Origin of the sequence: Magnetospirillum fulvum, from assembly GCF_900108475.1 — a bacterium.
Lineage (GTDB): Bacteria > Pseudomonadota > Alphaproteobacteria > Rhodospirillales > Magnetospirillaceae > Phaeospirillum > Phaeospirillum fulvum_A.
The window spans coordinates 179827-202010 of the sequence record NZ_FNWO01000006.1; the positions used below are offsets into that span (position 1 = coordinate 179827).

General features: G+C 66.1%; 18 protein-coding genes. 4 read left to right on the forward strand and 14 right to left on the reverse strand.

Annotated features, from left to right (window positions below):
- Nucleotide 1 precedes the first annotated feature (1 nt).
- The 8 genes from prfA to BLW40_RS09070 all read right to left on the reverse strand — a co-directional run bounded on the left by prfA (nucleotide 2) and on the right by BLW40_RS09070 (nucleotide 10815).
- The gene (gene prfA / locus BLW40_RS09035) at nucleotides 2–1078 is read right to left on the reverse strand and encodes a peptide chain release factor 1 (protein ID WP_074767741.1); all 1077 of its coding nucleotides are present in this window, start codon (nucleotides 1076–1078) and stop codon (nucleotides 2–4) included.
- Between the two features lie 48 nt (nucleotides 1079–1126).
- The gene (gene hemA / locus BLW40_RS09040; protein WP_074767743.1) at nucleotides 1127–2380 is read right to left on the reverse strand and encodes a glutamyl-tRNA reductase; all 1254 of its coding nucleotides are present in this window, start codon (nucleotides 2378–2380) and stop codon (nucleotides 1127–1129) included.
- Nucleotides 2377–3633 carry a histidine--tRNA ligase gene (gene hisS, locus BLW40_RS09045; protein ID WP_074767745.1) on the reverse strand — a complete coding sequence of 419 codons (1257 nt, stop codon included), beginning with the start codon at nucleotides 3631–3633 and terminating at the stop codon, nucleotides 2377–2379. Before hisS ends, hemA begins: the two co-directional genes overlap by 4 nt.
- 5 nt (nucleotides 3634–3638) lie before the next feature.
- The gene (gene ispG, locus BLW40_RS09050; RefSeq protein ID WP_074767747.1) at nucleotides 3639–4757 is read right to left on the reverse strand and encodes a flavodoxin-dependent (E)-4-hydroxy-3-methylbut-2-enyl-diphosphate synthase; all 1119 of its coding nucleotides are present in this window, start codon (nucleotides 4755–4757) and stop codon (nucleotides 3639–3641) included.
- A 112-nt stretch (nucleotides 4758–4869) separates the two neighbouring features.
- The gene (locus tag BLW40_RS09055) at nucleotides 4870–6093 is read right to left on the reverse strand and encodes a helix-turn-helix domain-containing protein (protein ID WP_074767749.1); all 1224 of its coding nucleotides are present in this window, start codon (nucleotides 6091–6093) and stop codon (nucleotides 4870–4872) included.
- A gap of 74 nt (nucleotides 6094–6167) precedes the next feature.
- Entirely contained in the window at nucleotides 6168–8435 is a 2268-nt protein-coding gene (ptsP, locus tag BLW40_RS09060) for a phosphoenolpyruvate--protein phosphotransferase (protein WP_074767751.1), read from the reverse strand.
- A 28-nt stretch (nucleotides 8436–8463) separates the two neighbouring features.
- A complete protein-coding gene (locus BLW40_RS09065; RefSeq protein ID WP_074767753.1) occupies nucleotides 8464–9510 on the reverse strand; it encodes an NAD(P)H-dependent flavin oxidoreductase in 1047 nt (348 codons plus the stop codon).
- Nucleotides 9511–9594: 84 nt separating this feature from the next.
- On the reverse strand, nucleotides 9595–10815 hold the full coding sequence (locus BLW40_RS09070; protein WP_074767755.1) for an aspartate kinase: 1221 nt from the start codon (nucleotides 10813–10815) through the stop codon (nucleotides 9595–9597).
- Nucleotides 10816–10994: 179 nt separating this feature from the next.
- Between BLW40_RS09070 and ubiG the strand changes: the two genes are divergently transcribed.
- The 4 genes from ubiG to BLW40_RS09090 all read left to right on the forward strand — a co-directional run bounded on the left by ubiG (nucleotide 10995) and on the right by BLW40_RS09090 (nucleotide 15046).
- The gene (ubiG, locus tag BLW40_RS09075) at nucleotides 10995–11738 is read left to right on the forward strand and encodes a bifunctional 2-polyprenyl-6-hydroxyphenol methylase/3-demethylubiquinol 3-O-methyltransferase UbiG (protein WP_425283707.1); all 744 of its coding nucleotides are present in this window, start codon (nucleotides 10995–10997) and stop codon (nucleotides 11736–11738) included.
- 166 nt (nucleotides 11739–11904) lie between these two features.
- A complete protein-coding gene (locus BLW40_RS09080; RefSeq protein ID WP_074767759.1) occupies nucleotides 11905–13593 on the forward strand; it encodes a methyl-accepting chemotaxis protein in 1689 nt (562 codons plus the stop codon).
- A 70-nt stretch (nucleotides 13594–13663) separates the two neighbouring features.
- The gene (gene xth, locus BLW40_RS09085; protein WP_074767761.1) at nucleotides 13664–14461 is read left to right on the forward strand and encodes an exodeoxyribonuclease III; all 798 of its coding nucleotides are present in this window, start codon (nucleotides 13664–13666) and stop codon (nucleotides 14459–14461) included.
- 15 nt (nucleotides 14462–14476) lie between these two features.
- Entirely contained in the window at nucleotides 14477–15046 is a 570-nt protein-coding gene (locus tag BLW40_RS09090; protein WP_074767763.1) for a hypothetical protein, read from the forward strand.
- A gap of 19 nt (nucleotides 15047–15065) precedes the next feature.
- On the opposite strand, the gene cydC is transcribed toward BLW40_RS09090, so the two are convergent.
- The 6 genes from cydC to BLW40_RS09120 all read right to left on the reverse strand — a co-directional run bounded on the left by cydC (nucleotide 15066) and on the right by BLW40_RS09120 (nucleotide 22064).
- Nucleotides 15066–16715 carry a thiol reductant ABC exporter subunit CydC gene (gene cydC / locus BLW40_RS09095; RefSeq protein ID WP_074767765.1) on the reverse strand — a complete coding sequence of 550 codons (1650 nt, stop codon included), beginning with the start codon at nucleotides 16713–16715 and terminating at the stop codon, nucleotides 15066–15068.
- Nucleotides 16712–18406 (reverse strand): thiol reductant ABC exporter subunit CydD, encoded by a 1695-nt coding sequence (cydD, locus tag BLW40_RS09100; RefSeq protein WP_074767767.1) that lies wholly within the window; start codon nucleotides 18404–18406, stop codon nucleotides 16712–16714. The genes cydC and cydD overlap by 4 nt, the downstream gene beginning before the upstream one ends.
- Nucleotides 18403–18513: a cytochrome bd-I oxidase subunit CydX gene (cydX, locus tag BLW40_RS09105; RefSeq protein ID WP_074767769.1), complete on the reverse strand. Its 111-nt coding sequence runs from the start codon at nucleotides 18511–18513 to the stop codon at nucleotides 18403–18405. Before cydX ends, cydD begins: the two co-directional genes overlap by 4 nt.
- Before the next feature lie 19 nt (nucleotides 18514–18532).
- Nucleotides 18533–19687 carry a cytochrome d ubiquinol oxidase subunit II gene (gene cydB, locus BLW40_RS09110; RefSeq protein ID WP_074767771.1) on the reverse strand — a complete coding sequence of 385 codons (1155 nt, stop codon included), beginning with the start codon at nucleotides 19685–19687 and terminating at the stop codon, nucleotides 18533–18535.
- A gap of 17 nt (nucleotides 19688–19704) precedes the next feature.
- Nucleotides 19705–21282, reverse strand: a complete 1578-nt coding sequence (locus BLW40_RS09115) for a cytochrome ubiquinol oxidase subunit I (protein ID WP_074767773.1) — start codon at nucleotides 21280–21282, stop codon at nucleotides 19705–19707.
- A gap of 146 nt (nucleotides 21283–21428) precedes the next feature.
- Nucleotides 21429–22064, reverse strand: coding sequence for a response regulator transcription factor (locus BLW40_RS09120; protein WP_074767775.1), 636 nt, complete (start codon nucleotides 22062–22064; stop codon nucleotides 21429–21431).
- Between the last annotated feature and the right edge of the window lie 120 nt (nucleotides 22065–22184).

Consider the following 22184-nt stretch of genomic DNA (forward strand, 5'->3'; position numbering starts at 1 on the left):
GTTACTGCATCTCGGCCAGCCGCTCGGCCTGATCGGTCGCGATCAGCGCCTCGACCACCTCGTCGAGGGCATCGCCCGCCATCACCGCCTCAATCTTATAAAGCGTCAGATTGATGCGATGGTCGGTCACCCGGCCTTGCGGGAAGTTATAGGTGCGAATCCGCTCGGAGCGGTCGCCCGAACCGACCTGACTCTTGCGGTTGGCGGCGCGTTCGGCGTCGAGCGCGGCGCGCTGGCGCTCGTACAGACGCGAGCGCAACAGCGTCATCGCCGTCGCCTTGTTCTTGTGCTGGCTCTTTTCCTGCTGACAGGCGACGGCCAGACCGGTCGGAATGTGGGTGACCCGCACCGCCGAATCGGTGGTGTTGACGCTCTGCCCGCCCGAGCCCTGCGAGCGGTAGACGTCAACGCGCAGATCCTTCTCGTCGATCTGAATATCGACCTCTTCGGCCTCGGGCAGCACCGCGACGGTCGCGGCCGAGGTGTGAATCCGCCCCGACGCCTCGGTGGCGGGGACGCGCTGGACCCGGTGCACCCCGGATTCGAACTTCAGCCGGGCGAACACGCCGCGCCCGGTGATCTTGGCACTGGCCTCGCGCACACCGCCGATGCCGGTGTCGTTGGCGTCGAGCACCTCGAACCGCCAGCCCTTCAGACCGGCATAGCGCTCGTACATCCGAAACAGTTCGGCAGCGAACAAAGCCGCCTCGTCGCCGCCGGTTCCGGCGCGGACTTCCAGGATCGCGTTCTTCTCGTCGGCTTCGTCCTTGGGCAGCAGCATGATCTGCACCGCCCGTTCCAATTCGGGCAGCCGCTCCTTCAGGGCGAAGAATTCCTCTTCGGCCATCGCCCGCATGTCGGGATCGGCGCTCTGATCTTGCATCATCACCGCCGCCTCGGCCATCTCGTCACGGCCCTTGCGGAAGGCGACGATCGCCTCGACCACCGGATCGAGATCGGACAATTCCTTCGACAGCCGTGGAATCTGGGCGGACTCAAGCCCCTCGCCGCTGGAGAGCAGCGCCCGCAGCTCATCGTGGCGGTAGAGAACCTTATCGAGGTGGGTTTCGAGAATCATCAATCGGAATCCATCTGGCTGGGGCGCAACCGGCCGTCCTGCCGCACCCTAGCCTTCGAGGTGAAACAGCTTGCGCAGCGTCTTTTCCATCGTCTGCCATTCATGCCCCTCGGCGGCGATTGATTTCATCGTCTCGGTGGGGGTGTGCAGCAGCCGGTTGATCAGCAGCCGGGTCGCCTCGGCCGGATCGACGTCGGGACCGATTTCGGCCAGCACCTTGTCGCGGGTGGTTTCGAACTGTTCGCGCAAGGCGACGATCGCCGGTACGGCGGCGCGGGCGGCGCGGCCGCGCAAGAAGGCCGTTGTTTCGGTCTCGACGATGGCGCGGGCGGCGCGGGCGGCCTGCTCGCGGGTGGCACGGCCCTCCAGCGCCACCTTTTCCAGGTCGGCGAGGTCGTAGAGAAACGCGTTCTCGATCCGGTTGACCGCCGGTTCGACATCGCCGGGAATCCCGGCATCGACCAGGAAGATCGGCTGGCGACGCCGACGCTTCAGCGCCAGAGACACCGATTCCGCAGTGACGATCGGAGTCCGCCCGCCGACGCAGGTCAGCACGACATCGGCCCCGGCGATCGCCTCGCGCATGTCTTCGAACGGCATCACATGGCAGCCCAGGGTCCGAGCCAGCGCTTCGGCGCGGGATTCCTTGGGAGCGGTCACCAACATATCGGTCAGACCGGCGGCGAGCAGGCTCTCGCCCACCAATTCGCCCATGTCGCCGGTGCCGATCAGAAGGGCGCGGCAACTGCCGAGATCGCCATGCAGGTCGCGGGCGACCTGGACGGCGGCGGCGGCGATGCTGACCGGCCCCTCGCCGACCGAGGTTTCGGTCCGCACCCGCTTGGCGACGGCGAACGCAGCCTGGACGAAGCCATCGAGTTGGCCGCCGACGGTTCCCGCCTCGCGGGCGAGACGGTGAGCGGCCTTGACCTGGCCGCCGACATGGGGCTCGCCGATCACCAGCGAATCCAGCGCCGAGGTAACGGTGAAGCCGTGCCGCACCGCCTCGACCCCGGACAGGGTGTAAAGGTGGCTGGACAGCCCCTCGGCGGTCAGACCGGCTTTGGCGGCGAAGGCGGCCCCGACCAGGGCGGTGGCGTGGCTGGCCTCGGCGTCGGCGCACCACACCTCGACCCGGTCGCAGGTCGATAGCACCAGCGCCTCGGCCAGACCGGCCTGCTTCAGCCCGTCGAGAAAGGACGGCGCGGTGGCGTCGTCGATATAGAGGGCATCCCGCAATCCCAGCGAGGACGACCGATGATTGGCCCCGACGATGACCACGCGTTGGGCTGACGGGCTCACCCGGCTGTCTCCCCTTCGATCCGCTGGAGCAGGAGGGCGTCAAGCCCGGCCAGCGGCACCTCGTCCTGAGTTCCGGCATCGAGATCGCGCAGGGTCACCGCGCCGCGCGCCGCCTCGTCCTCGCCCAAAATCACCGCGAACCGGGCGTTGAGCTTCACCGCGCGGGCCATCCGCTTTTTCATGTTGCCGGAATAGCCCAGTTCGGCGACCAGACCGGCGCGGCGCAGCGTTTCCGCGACGATCATCGCCGGGCCGGGTTCGCCCATCGGCACCACCGCGATCGGACGAACCGTGTCGGGCGGATCGCCCGCCAGCATCGCCAGCCGCTCGATCCCGGCGGCAAAGCCGATACCGGGAGTCCGCTGCCCGCCCATCTGGGCGATCAGTTCGTCATAGCGCCCGCCCGCCAGCACGGTTCCCTGCGAGCCCAGGGCGGTGGTGGTGAACTCGAACACGGTGTGGCAGTAATAATCGAGCCCGCGCACCAGACCGTCGCTGATCGTGTAGGGAATCCCCAGGCTGTCGAGCCCGGCGGTCAGCGTGGTGAAGAAGGTGCGGGAATAATCGTTGAGATAGTCGCCGAGGCGGGGGGCACCGGCGACGATGCGGCGGTCGCCCTCGTCCTTCGAATCGAGCACCCGTAGCGGATTGCGCTCAAGCCGGTTACGGCTGTCCTCGGACAAATCGGCGCGATAGGCCGAGAGGTATTTGGTCAGCGCGTCGCGGTACTCGGCGCGGCTGTCGGCATCGCCCAGGCTGTTGATCTCCAGCTTGACCTTGTCGGCCAGCCCGAGGTCGGACAACAACCGCCACGCCAGCGCGATCACCTCGATATCGGCCAGCGGAGTCTCGACCCCCAGCAACTCGACACCGACCTGATGGAACTGGCGCAACCGGCCCTTCTGCGGCCGTTCGTGGCGGAACATCGGGCCGCGATAGAACAGCTTCAGCGGCAACGACTGGGCCAGACCGTTCGAGATGAAGGCGCGGGCCACCCCGGCGGTCCCTTCGGGTCGCAGCGTCAGCGAATCGCCCGAGCGGTCGGTGAAGGTGTACATCTCCTTGGTGACGACGTCCGACGTCTCGCCGAGCGTGCGCGAGAACACCTCGGTGAACTCGAAGATCGGAGTCAGGATCTCGCCAAAGCCGTACCGCCTTGCGGCATTCAGCGCCACCTCTTCGATACGGCGATGGCGGCGGCATTCCTCGGGCAGCAGATCGTGCGTACCGCGAACCGGTTGCAGGTTGGACAAAACCTCTAAACCTCCCCCTGCCCGGCCGTCTCGATCTCGGCGGCCTTGGCCTCGACCAGTTCGACGATGTGGTCGATCATCTCGGCGCTGCCGACATTATGGTCGGACACGCCGCCGATATAGACCCGGTTCCGGTCGGCGCCGACGCCGCCCCCGGTGATCCCGATCATCGTCTCGCGCGCTTCGCCCGGACCGTTGACGACACAGCCCAGGATCGACACCGTCACCGGGGCACTGATGTGAGCCAGACGGGTTTCCAGCGTCTCGACCGTCTTGACGACGTCGAAGCCCTGACGGGCGCAGGTCGGGCACGAGACGATCTTGACCCCGCGGTGACGCAGATCAAGCGCCTTCAGGATGTCGAACCCGACCTTGACCTCCTCGGCGATGTCGGCGGTCAGCGAGACGCGCAGGGTGTCGCCGATCCCGTCCCACAGCAGCGCGCCGATCCCCATCGCCGACTGCACCGTGCCGCGCCGCAACCCGCCCGCTTCGGTGATGCCGAGATGGAGCGGATAGTCGCAGGCGCTGGCCAGACCGCGATAGGCCGCGACCGCCATGAACACGTTGGAGGCCTTGACGCTGATCTTGAACTCGCGGAAGTCGTTGTCTTCCAGAATCCGGGCGTGTTCGAGCGCGCTTTCGACCAGAGCCTCGGGACACGGCTCGCCGTATTTTTCGAGCAGATGCTTGTCGAGCGACCCGGCATTGACCCCGATCCGCATCGAGCAGCCATGATCGCGCGCGGCCTGGATCACCTCGCGCACCCGTTCGGGCGCGCCGATATTGCCGGGATTGATCCGCAGACAGGCCGCTCCGGCCTCGGCGGCCTCGATCGCCCGCTTATAATGAAAGTGGATGTCGGCGACGATCGGCACCGGCGATCCCCGCACGATCTCGCGCAGCGCCTGGGTGGCGGCCTCGTCGGGACAGGAGACGCGGACGATGTCGGCCCCGGCCTCCGCCGCGCGGCGAATCTGCTCCAGCGTCCCCTCGACGTCCGAGGTCAGGGTGTTGGTCATGGTCTGGACCGAGATCGGGGCGTCACCGCCGACCGCCACCGGGCCGACCATGATTTTCCGGGACGTGCGCCGGGTAATATTCCGGTAGGGCCGCAGACTCATGGTTTTATTCTCGCACTGATGCTCATGACCGTCCGGGCAGCCGCCAAGAAAGCCCGAAGCGTCGGGTTATAGCGCATTGCGCCGGGAACGAGGAAGGGGCCTCGTGTGGGGATCACCCACCCGCTCCCAGGCGGTCGGGATCGAGCCGGATGTCGCGCCGCACTTGGCCGACCGCACCGAGAGGAGCGATGCGACGACCATCGACCGTGACCTCCAACGCGCCGGAATTGCCCGCCATCAACGACAGGCCGGGACGGTTGGGCAGGCGCAGGCTGTCGCCCCGCCGCAGCAGACGCGAGGTCAGGATCGACCCGTCCATTTCGCGCACCTGGACCCAGCAATCGTCGGCGACGGCACGCAGACTGACGCGAGAATCCGCATATTCAGCCCCGAACACCTTTCCGGTCGGCGAGGCTGCGTCGGGGGCCTTGACCTCGGGCGCGGCGGTCGTGGCCGACGTCGCCGGAACGGCGGCGGGAGCCTGCGCGGACGCGTCGGTCTTGGAGGGCTCGGGCTTGACCGGTTCGACCTTGGGCGGCTCGGTCTTCAGCGAGTCCGGCTTCACCGCGACCGGCTCGACCGGCGCGGGCGGCAGGGCCGGAGCCGCGACCGGAGCGGGCGGCGGCGCAACCGGGGCCGGGGCCGGGCTGGTCTGAACCGGCTCGGGGGCCTTAAGATCGGGAGCGGCAGGTTTCGCATCGTCGTCGGATTCGGACGGCGGCACCACGTCTTCACGGGTACGCGTCGGGTCGGCGGCGGCGGCGGTGTCGGTCGGAGCGGAAGCGGTGGCACGGGGCTCGCCGGTCAGCGCCGCCTGACGGTTCAGCATCGTCGACAGGCGCTCGGGCAGCGGCGGCACGATCTCGGCCACGTCGGCCTCGCGCGACGACAACAGATACCAGCCGCCATAGGTCAGACCGGCCAGGACCAGACCGAGAAAGATCACCGCGCCGCCGGGAATGCGGCCCTCGGATACCGGCGAGGGAAAGGCCAGTTCGGTGCGGTTGGTGAAGCCCCCCGCCCCTTCCTGCCGAAAGCGCCGGACCAGTTCCTCGCCGTCGAGTTCAAGAAATTCGGCATAGGTGCGCAGGAACCCGGCGGCATAGGCCCCACCGGGAAGATCGCGGTGACGACCGTCTTCCAGCGCCTCGAGGAACGGCAGGCGGATGAATAATTGCTGCGAGCATTCGGGCAATGTCCGTCCGGTCCGTTCACGTGCGGCGCGGAGGGTCGGCCCGACCGCCAACTGGTCGGCAATCCGCACCGGCGCGGGGGCCACGGGAGGAATGCCGGAATCGACCGGCGGCGTCTGGTCGTCAGAAGCGGGGCTGTCCACGGCGGCGGACCCTTCTCGTCAAGCGGTTCCCTGGTTTAGCAATTCCACCGGGCCGGGGCAACCCCCGCCCAAGATCACAGCAGGACGCCGTGATCAATCGCGAAGCTGCGTAATTTCGATCGCAGCGAATGATCGCGCGAGTCGAGCAGACTGTGCAGATACGGCTTCAGCACCTCGACATCGAGGCTGCGCACCATCGTCTTGACCGGACCGATGGCGGGCGCCGCCACCGACAGCGAGCGGATGCCGATCCCGATCAGGGTCATTGCATCGACCGGCCGACCGGCCATCTCGCCGCACACCGACAGATGGACGCCGTATTCGCGGCATTTGTCGGCGACATGGCCCATGAAGCGGATCATCGACGGCGACAGCGGGTCATACCGCTCGGCGATGCGGGGGTTGCCGCGATCGACCGCGAACAGGAACTGGGTCAGGTCGTTCGACCCGATCGAGACGAAATCGACCAGTGGCAACAGCGCGTCGAGCTGGAACGCCAAAGCGGGAACTTCGAGCATCGTTCCGACCCGGACGCGGGTCGGCGGCACGCCCCCCAACGTCTTCTCGCGGGCGATCTCGATATCGAGGATTTCGCGGGCGTGGACCAGCTCGGCCACCTCGGCGATCATCGGGAACATCACCGACAATTCGCGTCCGGCGGCGGCCCGCAGCAGCGCCCGCAATTGCTGGCGCATCACCGCCGGACGGTCCAGCGTGATCCGGATCGAACGCCAGCCCAGCGCCGGATTGTCCTCGTCGGAGGGATTCCAGTAGGGCAACACCTTGTCGCCGCCGACATCGAGGGTGCGGAACACCACCGGCTTGCCCGCCGCCTGATCGAGAATTTTGCGATACAGCAGGGTCTGGGCATCGACGTTGGGCAGCGCCGAGCGGGCCATGAACGGCAGTTCGGTGCGGTACAGCCCGATCCCGTCGGCCCCGGATTCGTGGAGATGCTGGAGGTCGAGCAGCAAACCGGCATTCATCAAGATGCCGATGCGGATGCCGTCCTTGGTCTCGGCGGGCAGGTCGCGCAGCTTGGCATAGACGGCGAGGCGCTGCTGGCGCTGGCTCATCGCCTCGACGAAGGATTCGCGGATGTCTTCGGGCGGGCGGATGAACACCTGGCCGTTGTCGCCGTCGCAGATCACCGGGTCGAGCGGCTCGATCATGTCGAGCACGTCCTTAACCCGCCCCACCACCGGGATGTCGAGGGCGCGGGCGACGATCGCGACGTGCGAGGTGGTCGAGCCCTCCTCCAGCACCAGCCCGCGCAATTGCTTGGGATCGTAATCGAACAATTCCATCGGCCCGATATTGCGGGCGATCAGGATCGCCGATTCGGGCAGCTCGCCGCGCGGGCCGTCCTCGTCGTCGCCCGACAAATGCTGCAACAGCCGGTTGGCCAGATCCTCGAAATCGTGCAGCCGCTCGCGCAGATAGGAATCGGTGATCGTCGCCATCCGGGCGCGGGTATCGTCATGGACCTTCTGCACCGCCGCCTCGGCGGTCAGACCGGTGCGGACCGCCTCGCCGATCCGGTTCAGCCAGCCCTTGTCCTCGGTGAACATCCGATAGGTCTCAAGGACGTCGCGATGCTCGCCGTCGCGCATCTCGGGACGCGAGAACAATTCTTCCAGTTCGGTCTTGATCGCCGCCAGCGCCCGGTCCAACCGGTCGATCTCGATGTCGGGATCCTCGGCGACGAGACGGCGAACGGTGATGCGGGGACGATGCAGCACCGCGATCCCGACGCCCACCCCGGCATTCAGCCGCACCCCTTCGAGCCGCAGCGGCAGCACCGCATTGCCATCGACCGGGACCAGTTCCGACCGGTTGACCAGATCGCCCGAGGCAACCAGTTCGGCCAGCACCATCGCGACGGTTTCGAGGGTCTCGACCTCTTCCTCGGTGTAATGGCGCATGGTGCGGTTCTGCACCACCAGCACGCCCAGCACGCGCGAGCCGCGGATGATCGGCACGCCCATCAGCGAATGATAGATTTCCTCGCCGGTCTCGGGACGATAGGCGAAACGGGGATGCGCCTGGGCATCGGCCAGCGCCAGCGGCCGGGCGTGGGCGGCGATGTCGCCGACCAGACCTTCGGAGACGCGCAGCCGGGTCTGGTGGACCGATTCGCTTTTCAGCCCCTCGGTCGAGAACAGTTCCAGCACCTCGCCCGCCCGCATCACGTAGCACGAGCAGACCTCGGCGACCATGTCGGCGGCGATCAGCGTCACCACCTTGTCCAGCCGCTCCTGGGCGGTGCCCGCCCCGGCCATGACGTCGCGCAGACGCCCCAGCAGCCGCCGCGAGACCGATGTTGTTCCCGACGTCAGCATCGCCGCCCCCCCGACGCCAGTGTCCGGATCACTGCCCGACCAGGGACAGCGACGGGCCTTCCCGGGCGGATAGGGCGTCGATCGCCTGGTCGACCACCTCGCGCAGAATCTCGGCGGTAGGCTGCTCGCGCGAGACCAGACCGACGCTCTGACCGGCCATCAGCGAGCCGTTCTCGGTGTCGCCGTCGATCACCGCCCGGCGCAGCGCCCCGGCCCAGTAATGCTCGATCTGAAGCTGCGCTTCCTTCTGGCTGATCTCGCCGGAGCGGCATCGGGCGATCACCTCGTGCTGGAATTCGACGAAGCGGCGGGTGGCGTTGTTGGCCAGGGCGCGGACCGGAATCACCGGGAATTGCGGATCGACCTGGGTCGAGGGAACCGCGTCGCGGGCCGAGGCCTTGATGAAGGATTGCTTGAAATTGGGATGGGCGATGCATTCGGTGGCACAGACGAAACGGGTGCCAAGCTGACAGCCCGATGCCCCCATTTCGAGGAAGGACAGCATCGCCTCGCCCCGGCCGATGCCGCCAGCGACGAACACCGGCACCTCGGTAACCTGGGGCAGGATTTCCTGGGCCAGCACGCTGGTCGCGACCGGGCCGATATGCCCGCCCGCCTCGGTGCCTTCGATCACCAGGGCGTCGATCCCGGTCCGCACCAGCTTGCGGGCGAACGGCACCGTCGGGGCAAAGGCCATCACCCGGGAGCCGAGATCCTTGGCCCGGCGGATCGAGGTGCTGCTGGGCAACCCCCCGGCCAGCACGATATGGCCGACCGACAGACGGCCGCAGACGTCGATCAACGCCTCCAGCTCGGTATGCATCGTGATCAGATTGACCCCGAACGGGCGGGTGGTCAGCGCCTGGGTCGCCTGAATTTCCTCGGCCAGCCGGTCGGGAGTCATCGTACCGCAGGCCAGAACCCCGAACCCGCCGCCATTCGAAATCGCGGCGACCAGATTACGCTCGGATATCCACGACATCGCGCCGCCCATGATGGCGTATTCGGTGCCGAGAAAGTCACGGCCGCGACGCCATAAGAGCTCAAGCCGCTGTCTTGCCTTAGCCTTGTTCATCAGATCCCCTGGTCCGTTCTCTCCGCCCACCCGCCGCCGTGGCGGGTGCCACGGCCCAGGAGACGGTCCCGCGCCGGCCCGGTGTCAGGCGGCGTCGAGACCATAAGCGGTATGAAGCGCCCTCAGCGCCAGTTCGGTGTACTTTTCCGCGATCAGCACGCTGATCTTGATTTCCGAAGTCGAGATCACCTGAATGTTGATCCCCTCCTGCGCCAGAGTCTGGAACATTTTCTGGGCGATACCGGCGTGCGAGCGCATGCCGACGCCGATCACCGAAACCTTGACCACATCGGGATCGTCGCTCAACCGTTCGAAGCCCAACGACGATTGGGCGGCATTCAGAACCTCACGCGCCCGCTCCAGATCGGTGTGGGCAACGGTGAAGGTCAGATCGGTAAAGCGCCCGTCCTCCGACACGTTCTGGACGATCATATCGACATTGACCGACGCATCGGCAAGCGGCCCGAAGATCGAGGCCGCCACGCCGGGGCGGTCGGGCACCCGGGTCAGGGTCACCTTGGTCTCGTCGCGGCTATAGGCGATGCCGCTCACCAGTTCCTTTTCCACGATCTCATCCTCGTCGCAAACAAGAGTCCCGGGCTTGTCCTCGAAGCTCGACAGAACCTGCACCCGCACCCGGTGTTTCATCGCCATCTCGACCGAGCGGGTCTGCAACACCTTGGCCCCGACCGAGGCCAGCTCCAGCATCTCCTCATAGGTGATGCGGTGCAGCTTGCGCGCCTTGGCCACGATGCGGGGATCGGTGGTGTAGATCCCATCGACATCGGTATAAATGTCGCAACGATCGGCCCCGAGCGCCGCCGCCAGCGCCACCGCCGACGTGTCTGACCCGCCGCGTCCCAACGTGCTGATCCGCTCGTCCGGGCCGACGGCCTGGAAGCCCGCGACCACCGCGACCTGTCCTTGCGCCATCGCCGCCGACATCCGGGCGGTGTCGATCGAGTCGATCCGCGCCTTGCCGTGCACGCCATTGCTGCGGATCGGAATCTGCCAGCCGCACCACGAGCGCGCTTCCAGCCCCAATTCCTGCAATCCGATCGCCAACAAGCCGATCGTGACCTGTTCGCCGGTCGCAACTACGGTGTCATATTCGCGCGGATCAGGCAACTTGGCCATCTGATTGCACCACGCAACCAGTTGATTGGTCACGCCGGACATTGCCGACAGGACCACCGCGACTTGATTACCGGCATCCACCTCACGCTTGACGCGGTTCGCCACATTCTTGATGCGGTCGATATCGCCGACGGAGGTGCCGCCGAACTTCATTACGATGCGAGCCATTCAGGAGACCCTTTTGCCCCGGGCGCCCAGCCTGAAAACCCAGGGACGACCCGGCCTGATACAGGAAATCTTTAACATGCCCGGTTGCCGCCGGAAGGGCGCGTATACATACTCTGTCGAAGGTTCGGAAGCAAGAGCGGCCCAGCCCGAATGGGCGGGCCTCGCTTTGAAGGAGGTTTTTGTACATGACTCAGCCGGGCACCGCATCGCCGGAGGAAATCGCCCGTTTCACCGCCATGGCCGACGCCTGGTGGGATCCCACCGGGAAATTCAAGCCGCTGCACAAGTTCAATCCGGTGCGGATCGACTTCATGCGCCGCCATTTCGCCGAAGCGTTCGGCCGCGATCCCTCGCTTGATCGGCCGTTCGAGGGTCTGACCCTGCTCGACGTCGGCAGCGGTGGCGGCCTGCTGTCCGAACCGATGGCCGCGCTGGGCTTCACCGTCACCGGGATCGACGCGGGCGAGAAGAACGTCAAGATTGCCAGCCTGCACGCCGAAAAGACCGGCGCCAACGTCACCTATCGCGTCGCCTCGCCGGAACAACTCGACCCCGCCGAGATGTTCGACGTCGTCTTGTGCATGGAAGTGGTCGAGCACGTCACCGATGTCAACCTGTTCCTGCACGCCGCCGCCGCCCACCTGAAGCCGGGCGGGGTGTTCGTCGGCGCGACGATGAACCGCACCCCCAAGGCGTGGCTGCTGGCGGTGGTGGGCGCCGAATACGTGTTGCGCTGGTTGCCGCGCGGCACCCACGACTGGCACAAATTCGTCCGCCCGTCCGAGTTCTCGCGCATCCTGTGTTCCGCCGGGATCGAGGTCGCCCGCTTCGTCGGCGTCGCCTATAACCCGATTTCCGACGAATGGCGCGAGACCGACAGCCTCGACGTCAATTATCTGGTGGTGGGCGGCAAGCCCGCCTGACCGCTTTGCCTGAAAGGGGGGGCGCGCTGTCGCACGCCCCCTTTTGCAAACCCAAACAATCTACCCGTCTACTAGATAGTTATATTGACCCTTCCCCACCCCGTTCGCTAGGCTTGCCCGTCATCACAGGGGCACGAGTGCCGAAAACGAAGGGAACGGGACGATCATGGGTGCCATCTTCACAATTCGGGGACGGCTGATCGCCCTGGCCCTGGTCAGCGTGGTCGCCACCGGAGCCATCGTTGCCGGATGGTGGAGCGTCTTCAACGAACTGAAGGTCGGCGGCCCGGTCTATGGCCGCGTCGTTCAGGCCAAGGATCTGCTGGCCGACGTCAATCCGCCGCCGGAATACATCATCCAGGCCTATCAGACGATCTCGCGCGCGCAGAACGCCGATCCCAGGGACCTCGACGGGTTGAAACTGACCCTGCTTCAGCAAAAGTCTCTGTATCTGGAGCGTCACGCTTATTGGGAAAAGGCCGGTCTGAAAGGCGAGGTCGCGGACCTCTTGCTCGAGCGTTCGTTCAAACCGGCGGCGAAGTTCTTCGAGGTCGCCGACACCGTCTTCTTCCCCGCTTTGGCGCGCGGCAGCAGCTTCCGCGCCCAGATGGCCTTTGCCGAGATGGAAATTCTCTATGACGAGCATCGCGCCGCCATCGACGCGCTGGTCGCCGCCGCCAACACCCTGTCCACCACGACCGAAGCCGAAGCCGCCGACCGCGAAACCCACCTCAAAGGGGTTGTGCTCGCCCTCACCCTGCTGGCGACCCTGATTGCCCTGATCGCGCCGCTGCTGGTGTCACGCTCGGTCACCCGCCCGCTCGACCGCCTGATCGGCGCGGTGCGCAATCTCGGCGCGGGCCAGACCGAATCCCCGATCCCGGACACCGACCGCCGCGACGAACTGGCTCCGCTGGCGGTCGCGCTGGAGCAATGGCGGCAAAGCCTGATCGCCGCCGCCGACACCGCCCGGCGCGAACAAGCCGATCTGGCGTTGCGCGACCAGCGTCAGCGCAAGATCGAGACGACCACCCAACAGTTCGACAGCTCGGTGAAGCTGTTGCTGGAAAAGATCAAATCCGCCGCCAGTGAACTGCATCTATCGTCCGATACCCTGACCAACAATGCCGATCAGACCCAGCGGCAAAGCGCCGACGTCTCGACCGCGACCGAGCAGGCGACCGCCAATGTCGCGACGGTGGCGACGGCGGCAACCCAATTGAGCAGTTCGATCGGCGAGATCTCGCGTCAGGTCCATCAATCCGCGGCAATCGCCCGCACCGCCACCGCCGAGGCCGAAGCGGCCAACCGGACCATCGCCGGATTGTTGGAGGCGGCGCAGAAGATCGGCGCGGTGGTCAACCTGATCAACGACATCGCCAGCCAGACCAATCTGCTGGCGCTGAACGCCACCATCGAAAGCGCTCGGGCGGGCGAAGCAGGCAAGGGCTTCGCCGTCGTCGCGGGCGAGGTCAAGACCCTGGCCGGTCAGACCGCGCGGGCGACCGAGGATATCGCCCAGCAGGTGACGGCGGTGCAGCAGGCGACCGAGGCGGCGGCCCGGACCCTGGATGGGATCGGCCAGACCATCCGCACCCTCAACGAGCTGTCCACCGCCATCGCCGGTGCGGTCGAGCAGCAAAGCGCCGCCACCTCCGAAATCTCCCGCAATGTCGAGGAAGCCTCGGCCAACACCTCGCGGACCTCGGGCAACATTGCCGGAGTCGCCCAGGCGGCGGCGGAAACCGGCCGGATGGCCCAAGGCGTGTTCCAGGCCGCTAACGGTCTGTTGTCCGAGACCGAAACACTCGAAACCGAGGTCCAGCGTTTCCTGAACGAGGTTCGAACGGCATAATGCCGGACGCTCCGCACCCCGCGTCAGTTGGTCCGCGGGGGCAGACGAATGGCATAAGGCTTTTCAAATCATGGGATTACGGCTGGTTACCTGGAACGTCAACTCGCTCCGGCTCAGGATTGATCTGGTCGGGCGGATCGTCGCCGAGATGGCCCCCGACATCCTCTGTCTTCAGGAAATCAAGGTCGATGACCCGCTGTTTCCACTCGAGGCCTGCCGCGAGCTTGGCTTCGAGCACGTCGCTTATCATGGGATGAAAAGCTATAACGGCGTCGCGGTGCTGTCGCGCCGCCCGATCCGCGCGGTGCGGACGCCGTCCTGGTGCGGCAAGGACGATCGCCGCCATCTGATCGCCGAACTCGACGACGGGCTCCAGGTCCATTGCCTGTATGTCCCGGCGGGCGGCGACATTCCCGACCCCGACATCAATCCCAAATTCGCCCACAAGCTCGACTTCCTGCGCCAAGTGACAGAATGGATGCAGGCCGAAATCCGCCCCGAGGACAAAGTGATCCTGGCCGGTGATTTCAACGTCGCCCCTCTGGTCAATGACGTGTGGTCGCACAAGCAGCTTTTGTCGGTGGTCAGTCACACTCCAATCGAGGTCGAGGCGCTGACCGCGCTGCAAAACAGCGTCCCCTTCGTCGATGCGGTCCGCCACTTCGTTCCCGAATCCGAAAAGCTGTTTACGTGGTGGAGCTATCGCTCGCCCGACTGGACCCGCAACGATCGCGGCCGCCGACTCGACCATATCTGGGTCACCCCGGCGTTGAAGGACAGCCTGCGCGCCACCCTGGTCGCCCGCGAGGCCCGCGCCTGGCCCCAGCCGTCCGATCATGTGCCGGTGATGGTCGATTTCGATCTGTAGAAAGGAACGGGTGTCGTGACGCTGACACCAGAGCAGGTGCGCCACACGCTGATAACGGTGCTGGGCCGGGTGAAACAGGAAGGCGGCTTCCACTCCTGCCTGATCGGCACCGCCGCCGACCTGCTGCGCGGAGTACCGATCAAGCCCGGCGACGTCGATTTTCTGGCGAGGACGCGCGCCGATGTCGATCGTTTCGCGCGGGCGCTGGCCGCCTACCGCTGCCTGACCCCACCGACATGGATGCCCTGTTGCGTGCAATATTACGCGGCGTTCGAGGTGGACGGCGTTCAAGTCGATATCAGCACCGTCGAGTCGCCGTCGCAATCCACATTCATCGAAGCCTTCGGCAGCGGCCCCTGGACGCATTTTTCCGAGATCGCCGTTGGCGACACGCGGGTTGCCGTGGTGGCCCCCGAATTGCGGCTGGCAACCGAGCTCTGCCGCGACCGCAAGGACCAAGCCGAGTCCATCGCCGCCTGGATGCGCGATCATGGCTACGACGCACCGCTTCTGAGGAACGCCATGGACGCGCGCGGCATCGACGCGGCAACCCAATCGTCGGTGATGGCGAGCATCACCGGCTGAGAGCGCGTCCGCCCCGCGCCTACCCCCCGAACCGCACCACATGCTCCATCCGCGCCAGCCCGGCCGAGCGGTGGGTAATCAGCAGCAGCGACCGCCCGTCCAACTGGTCGATCACCGCGTCCAGCAACGCCTGTTCGGCTTCGGAATCCAATCCCTCGCCCGGCTCGTCGAGAATCAGCACCGGGGCCGGACGCAACCACGCCCGCGCCACCGCCAGCCGCCGCGCCTGCCCGCCCGACAGGGTCAGGCCGGCGGCACCGATCCAGGTGTCGAGCCCCTCGGGCAACGCCGCGACGAAATCGGCCAGCCCAACCAGGGTCAGACTGCGCCACAGGGCAGCATCGTCGGCCTCGGGATCGGCCAGCCGCAAGCTCGCGCGCAACGTACCGCTGAACAGCCCGCAGGATTGGGGGGCGACGGCGAAACAGCGCCGCCGCGTCTCGTCGTCCAGCGACGTGATCGGACGGCCACCCAGCAGGATCGTCCCGGCCTCGGGCGTCACCAGCCCGGTCAGCAACAGCACCAGGGTCGATTTGCCGCTGCCGCTGGGACCGACCAGGGCGACCCGGCCGCCCTGGGGCAGATCGAAATCAAAGCCATCGAACAGCGCCGCCCGCTCCGCCCCCCAGCGATAGGTGATCCCGCGCAGCGACAGGTCGCAGCGGGTGGGGCAAGGCTGGGGGACCGTCTCGGCCTCGGACGCATTAGGCGCGGCATCGGCGAGGGCGAACACCCGCCGGGCGGATTCGATCACGCCCCCCAGCGCCAGGAAGGCGGCGGGCAGCGGGGTCACCGCCTCGAACAAGGCCAAGGCGAGCAGGACCAGCATCGCCAGATCGGGACCGCCCAGCCGCCCCTCGGCCAATAGCGGGACGGTCAGCACCACCGCCGCCCACAGCGCGAGATGGCCGCACAGCAGCCCGGCCGCCTGGGACAGCGCGATCAAGCGGCCCAGGCCGATCTGTTCGGCGATCAGGTCGGATGACAGCGCCTCGATCCGCTCGCGGTGACGCCGCTCGGCGCCAAACACCAGCAATTCGGGCAGCCCCTGCACCGCCTCGACCGCTGCCCCCGACAAAGCGGTCAGCAGCGTCACCTGACGCACCCCCCGCCGCGCCGCCGCGCGGGCCACCATCACCGGCACCGCGACCCCGGCGGCCAGCAGCAAAGCCGCCTCGGCCAGCGCCAGGTCGGGCTCGAACCGCCCCATCCACAACACCCCCAGCCCGCCCCCGACCAGGGCCACCGCCAGCGGCGCGATCAGGCGCAGAAACACCGTCTCCAGCCGGTCGAGATCGCCGCGCAGCCGCTGGGCCAGATCGGCCCCGTCATGCGCGCCCCGCACCGCCAGCGGCAAACGCTCAAGGCGGCGATAGAGCCACACCCGCAACCGGGCAATCAGGCGGAAGGTCGCTTCGTGCCCGACCAGCCGCTCACCATAGCGCCCGGCGGTCCGCACGATCGCGGCGGCGCGGATCAGCGCCGAGGGAGTGAAGTAATTAAGCGAGCTTCCCGCCACCCCGGCCAAAGCCATCGCGGCGATGAACCAGCCCGACAGCGCCATCAGTCCGGTCTGAGCCAGCAGGGTCAGCAGGGCCAGGAAAGCGGCCAGCGCCAGCCAGCCCCACACCGGGCGATAGAGCAGCAGCAATCGCAGCAGCAGGCTCATGCGTCGTCTCCCGCCACCCGTCCCTGCTCCAGCCGGACGATCCGGTCGGCGGCGGCAATCGTCGCCGGGCGATGGGCGATCACCAGCACCGTCCGCCCCCGCGCCAAAGCGGGCAACGTCTGGGTCAGCGCCGCTTCGGACTGGGAATCGAGGCTGGCCGACGGCTCGTCGAGGATCAAGAGCGGCGCATCGCGCAGGGCGGCACGGGACAGCGCGACCAGCCGGACCTGCCCCCCCGACAGACCGGCTCCGTCTTCGCCGAGGCGGGTGTCGTATCCCTCGGGCAAGGCGGCGATGAACCGATCTGCCCCGACGGCTTGCGCCGCCGCGATCACCGCCGCCGCATCGGCCTCGGGATGACCCAGCCGGATATTGTCGGCAATGCTGCCCTGGAACAGATGCGGCCGCTGCGGCACCCAGGCGATCCGCCGCCGCCACTCTTGGGGATCGAGCGCCGACAACGAGGTTCCGTCGATCAGAATCTCGCCGCCCGTCGGCGCGGCAAAGCCCAGCAACAGATTGACCGCAGTACTTTTCCCGGCTCCGCTCGGGCCGATCAGGGCGGTGATCCGCCCGGCCTCCAGGGTGAACTCGGCCCCGTCCAGTCCAATCCGCCCGCCGCCGTAATCATGGCGGACGGCGCGAAAGACGATCTCGGGCGCAGTGGTGGGGGCAATCGCGGTCGCCGCCACGGCGGGCGGCGGGGGTACCGGGCGGGCCAGCAACTCGGCCAGCGTCCCGGCGGTGCCCAACGCCTCCATCCGGGCGTGATATTGCGTCCCCAATGTCCGCAGCGGACCATAGAATTCAGGCGCCAGCAGCAAGATGAACAGCCCGCGCTCGAACCCGATCTCGCCCGCCAACAGGCGAAAGCCGATCAGCACCGCGACCAGGGCGATTCCCAAGGTGGCAAAGAATTCCAGCGCCAGCGCCGACAGGAAAGCGACCCGCAGCACCGCCATCGTCGCCAGACGATACTCGTCGGCGATGCGGGCGACGGTGTCGGCCTCGCGTTTCGAGGCATTGAACAATTTCAGTGTGGTCAGTCCCTGGACCATCTCCAGGAAATGCGCCCCCATCCGGGCCAGCCGCGCCCATTGGCGGCGGTTGAGCCGCTCGGCACCCGAGCCGATCAGGGCCATGAACAGCGGGATCAGCGGCGCGGTCAGCAGCAGGATCAGTCCCGATACGCCGTCCAGCGGCATTACCACCGCCAGCAACGCCAGCGGGATCAGAACCGCGTTGCGCATCGCCGGAAGAAAGCGGGTGTAATAGGCCTCAAGCGCCTCGATGCCATCGACCAGCAAGGCCGACAGCGCCCCAGCCTGCTCGCCGCCCAGCCGCACCGGACCCAGCGCAAACAGCTTTTCGGCCAGTTCGGCACGCACGGCCCGGCGCACTCCGGCCCCGGCCTCCAGCGCCACCGCCTCGGCGGCCCAGGACAAAGCCGCCCGGACCAGGATAATCGGCGGCACCCAGCCCAGCCACGGCCACAAGGCGGCCAGATCGGCCCCAGCGGAGATTGCCCGGTCGATCGCCGTCGCCAGCAGGGAATATTGCAGGATCATCAGAGCCGCATTGGCCATCTGGGCCAGGGTGGCCAGGGCCAGCGGGCGGCGGACCGAAGCGACGCGGCGACGGAGAAACCCCGTCGCCGCCGCCGCCTCGGCGGCCGATCTATCGACCGTCACCGGTCGTGGCTGCGATCGAACGCATTTTCCGCTTCATACCACAGGGCGTTGATCAGCCCGATGGACAGCGCGGCAGTCACGCCCAAAATCCAGGTGAAGTACCACATCAGCGTTCTCCTTCACTCTTTAATAGGCCGTATGGCTCCCGGCGCGAATCCCATCGACGGTGACCTTGCCCCACATCCGCGTATAGCACCACGCGGTATAGGAGAGCACCAGCGGCAGCAACAGCACCACGGCCCAGAACATCACCGTCAGGGTGAAGTGGCTGGACGGCGCATCCCACACGGTCAGGCTTGAATTGGGATCAAGGCTGGACGGCAGGATGAAGGGGAACATCGACAGACCGGCGGTAGAGATAATCCCGGCCATACCGAGGGCGCTGGCGATGAAGCCCAAGCCCGGACGGCGCAGAACCGAGAGCAACACCGCGAGCAAGATCCCACCGAACCCGATGATCGGGGCAAGGATCGCGACCGGAACGGTGTGGTAGATCGACAACCAGGCGCCGCGTTCGGCCACGACGGTCTTCGCCAGCGGGTTCGACGGCGCGTCCAAGGCGGGTTGGGTCACCACCCGGAAGCCGTCGATGCCATAGGCCACCCACAGACCGGCACCGGCAAAGGCAAGAACGACAACCAGCCCGAGCCAGATCGCCACCGAGCGGGCCCGGTCGGACACCGGGGCCTCGGTGCGGATTTGCAGCCACATCGCCCCATGCATCACCAGCATCGCCAGACTGATGATCCCGGCCAGCAGGGCGAAGGGGTTGAGCAGCGGCAGCAATGCGGTCAGCAGCGAGCCCTGGTAATGCGAGCGCAGGAACTCGTCGAACTGGAACGGCACCCCTTGCAACAGGTTGCCGAAGGCGACGCCGAAGATCAGCGCCGGAACCAGACCGCCGACGAACAAAGCCCAATCCCAGCTGTTGCGCCAGCGGGGATCTTCGATCTTGGAGCGATAGTCAAAGCCGACCGGGCGGAAAAACAGGGCGAACAGCACCAGCAGCATCGCCATGTAGAAGCCCGAGAACGCGGCGGCATAAACGGCGGGCCAGGCGGCGAAAATCGCCCCACCCGCGGTGATCAGCCACACCTGATTGCCGTCCCAATGCGGGCCGACGGTGTTGATAATCACCCGGCGTTCCTCGTCGGTCTTGCCGAGGAAGGGCAGCAGGACGCCGACGCCCATATCCATTCCGTCGGCGATGGCGAACCCGATCAGCAGCACGCCGATCAGAATCCACCAGATGAACTTCAGGGTTTCATAATCGAGAATCATGATCCTCGTCCTCCCCTTCAACCGGCAGCGTGAGCGGCGGCGGCATGACCGTTTTCGCCGTGATAGCGACCGGTGCCCAGGCTGGCCGGCCCCAGGCGGGTGAATTTGATCATCAGGAACAGCTCGATCACCAGCAACACGGTATAGAAGGTGATAAAGCCGGTCAGGCTGAAGATCAGATCGCCGCTGGTCAGACTCGAGGTGGCGAGGAAGGTCGGCAACACCTCGCCGATCGCCCAGGGCTGGCGGCCGAACTCGGCGACGAACCAGCCGGTCTCACAGGCGATCCAGGGCAATGGCAAGCTCCACACCAACGCCTTCAACAGCCAGCGCTGCCGCTCGATCGTGCGGCGCATCGAGAAATAGAGCGACGCCGAGATCAGGAAGAACATCAGCACCCCGGCCAGCACCATCAAACGGAAGGTGACGAACAGCGGGGCCACCGGCGGGATGGTGTCGCGGGCGGCCAGAGCAATCTGTTCCGGCGTCGCATCGACCACCGACGCGGTGTACTTCTTCAACAGCAGGCCATAGCCCAGATCGGTCTTGTGCAGATCGAAACGGGCGCTGATCTCGTCGCTGCGTTCCCCGGCGCGCAGACGCTGAAGCGCGTCATAGGCCTCGATGCCAGAGCGGATGCGTTCTTCATGCTTAACGACCAGATCCTTGATCCCGGTGACCTCGCCGGTGGTCGAGCGGGTCGCGATCAGACCCAACGCCCACGGCAGCTTGATCGAATAGCTGTTCTCCATCGCCTGCTCGTCGGGAATGGCGAACAGGGTCAGACCGGCCGGAGCGGGATGGGTTTCGTATTCGGCCTCGATCGCGGCCAGCTTGGTCTTCTGGACGTCGCCCAGCGTGTAGCCGCTTTCGTCGCCCAGCACGATCACCGACAGAATCGACGCCATGCCGAACCCGGCGGCAATCGCAAACGAGCGCTTGGCAAAGCCGAGGTCGCGGCCTTTCAGCATGTACCAGGCGCTGATCGCCAGCACGAACATCGCCCCGGTGACATAACCGGCGGCAACGGTATGGACGAATTTGACCTGAGCCACCGGATTGAACAGCACTTCGGTGAAGCTGGTCATTTCCATCCGCATCGTCTCGGGCGAAAAGGCCGAGCCGACCGGGTTCTGCATCCAGCCGTTGGCGACCAGAATCCACATCGCCGACAGGTTCGATCCCAGCGCGGTGAAGAAGGTCACCGCGAGATGCTGACGCTTGGTCAGCTTGTCCCATCCCAGGAAGAACAGGCCGATGAAGGTCGATTCAAGGAAGAAGGCCATCAGGCCCTCGATCGCCAGCGGAGCGCCGAACACGTCGCCGACATAATGCGAGTAATAGGCCCAGTTGGTGCCGAACTCGAATTCCATGGTGAGGCCGGTGGCAACGCCAACGGCGAAATTGATCCCGAACAGCTTTCCCCAGAACCGGGTCATATCGCGATAGACCACGTTATCGGTCAACACGTAGGCCGATTCCATCATGAACAGCATCCAGGACAAGCCCAGAGTCAGTGGCACGAATAGAAAGTGATACATCGCGGTGGCAGCAAACTGCCAACGCGATAATTCGACGAAAAGCGGGTCAATCATGGGCGCACTCCCCTCTCCAGGTCGGCCGGGCGGCCGCCCGGACCGGGACCTTGCGACATGATGTCAGGGAAATAGCTTAGGCGCGTGAACGGTCAGCCGCCAACATTTTAATTATCATAAGGGGGGTTCCAAAAAGCAGACCCCGCCTACAGCCCCATTTTGGCCGCCAGAATCGCGGCCTGGGTCCGATTTTCACAGCCCAATGAGCGCAAGATCGCGGTGACATGCAGCTTGACCGTTATTTCGGCCAGATTGAGATCGCGCGCGACCTCCTTGTTCGATTTTCCCTGACGCAACATTGCCAGCACGTCGCGCTGGCGCGGCGTCAGCAAAGACCGCAGACGCTCGGCATCGAAATCGCCGGGCTTGGCGGGCGCGACATCGGCGGCAGAGACCGGCGGCGCGACGAAGATGTCACCGTCCAGCACCGAGCGGATGCCCTTCATCATTTCGGCGCTGCCCGCCGATTTGGAAATATAGCCATGGGCACCGGCGTCAAGGGCGCGGCGAACCACCTGGGGATCTTCCGACGCCGACACCACCACCAGATACAAATCGGGCGCGGCACGCCGGATCGCTCCGATTGCCGACAGGCCATCCATTCCGGGCATCGCCAGATCGACCAGAGCGACATCAATGTCGTTCGAGGCACGAACCCGAGCCAGTACCTGGGGAAAGTCGCTGGCTTCGACCACCGTCAAGGGTTCCCCCGCCAGGCTTTCCAGCACCATCCTGATTCCCTCGCGGAACAGGGAATGGTCATCGGCCAGCAGTAATTTCATTTTCGCTTGTCCCCAAATCAAGCCGCCGATTGTCTCGGCGCAAGCATGAGCCTCCCTGCCCCGTTGCGCATGCGCAGCAACGGACGTTGTTTCGCCCAAACCGTTTCAACCACCCCCAAG

Coding starts and splice junctions, on each gene's coding strand:
- prfA (WP_074767741.1), bottom strand. CDS start 1,078: ATGATTCTCGAAACCCACCTCGATAAGGTTCTCTACCGCCACGATGAG.
- ispG (WP_074767747.1), bottom strand. CDS start 4,757: ATGAGTCTGCGGCCCTACCGGAATATTACCCGGCGCACGTCCCGGAAA.
- ptsP (WP_074767751.1), bottom strand. CDS start 8,435: ATGCTGACGTCGGGAACAACATCGGTCTCGCGGCGGCTGCTGGGGCGT.
- BLW40_RS09065 (WP_074767753.1), bottom strand. CDS start 9,510: ATGAACAAGGCTAAGGCAAGACAGCGGCTTGAGCTCTTATGGCGTCGC.
- BLW40_RS09070 (WP_074767755.1), bottom strand. CDS start 10,815: ATGGCTCGCATCGTAATGAAGTTCGGCGGCACCTCCGTCGGCGATATC.
- BLW40_RS09080 (WP_074767759.1), top strand. CDS start 11,905: ATGGGTGCCATCTTCACAATTCGGGGACGGCTGATCGCCCTGGCCCTG.
- xth (WP_074767761.1), top strand. CDS start 13,664: ATGGGATTACGGCTGGTTACCTGGAACGTCAACTCGCTCCGGCTCAGG.
- cydC (WP_074767765.1), bottom strand. CDS start 16,715: ATGAGCCTGCTGCTGCGATTGCTGCTGCTCTATCGCCCGGTGTGGGGC.
- cydX (WP_074767769.1), bottom strand. CDS start 18,513: ATGTGGTACTTCACCTGGATTTTGGGCGTGACTGCCGCGCTGTCCATC.
- cydB (WP_074767771.1), bottom strand. CDS start 19,687: ATGATTCTCGATTATGAAACCCTGAAGTTCATCTGGTGGATTCTGATC.
- BLW40_RS09115 (WP_074767773.1), bottom strand. CDS start 21,282: ATGATTGACCCGCTTTTCGTCGAATTATCGCGTTGGCAGTTTGCTGCC.
- BLW40_RS09120 (WP_074767775.1), bottom strand. CDS start 22,064: ATGAAATTACTGCTGGCCGATGACCATTCCCTGTTCCGCGAGGGAATC.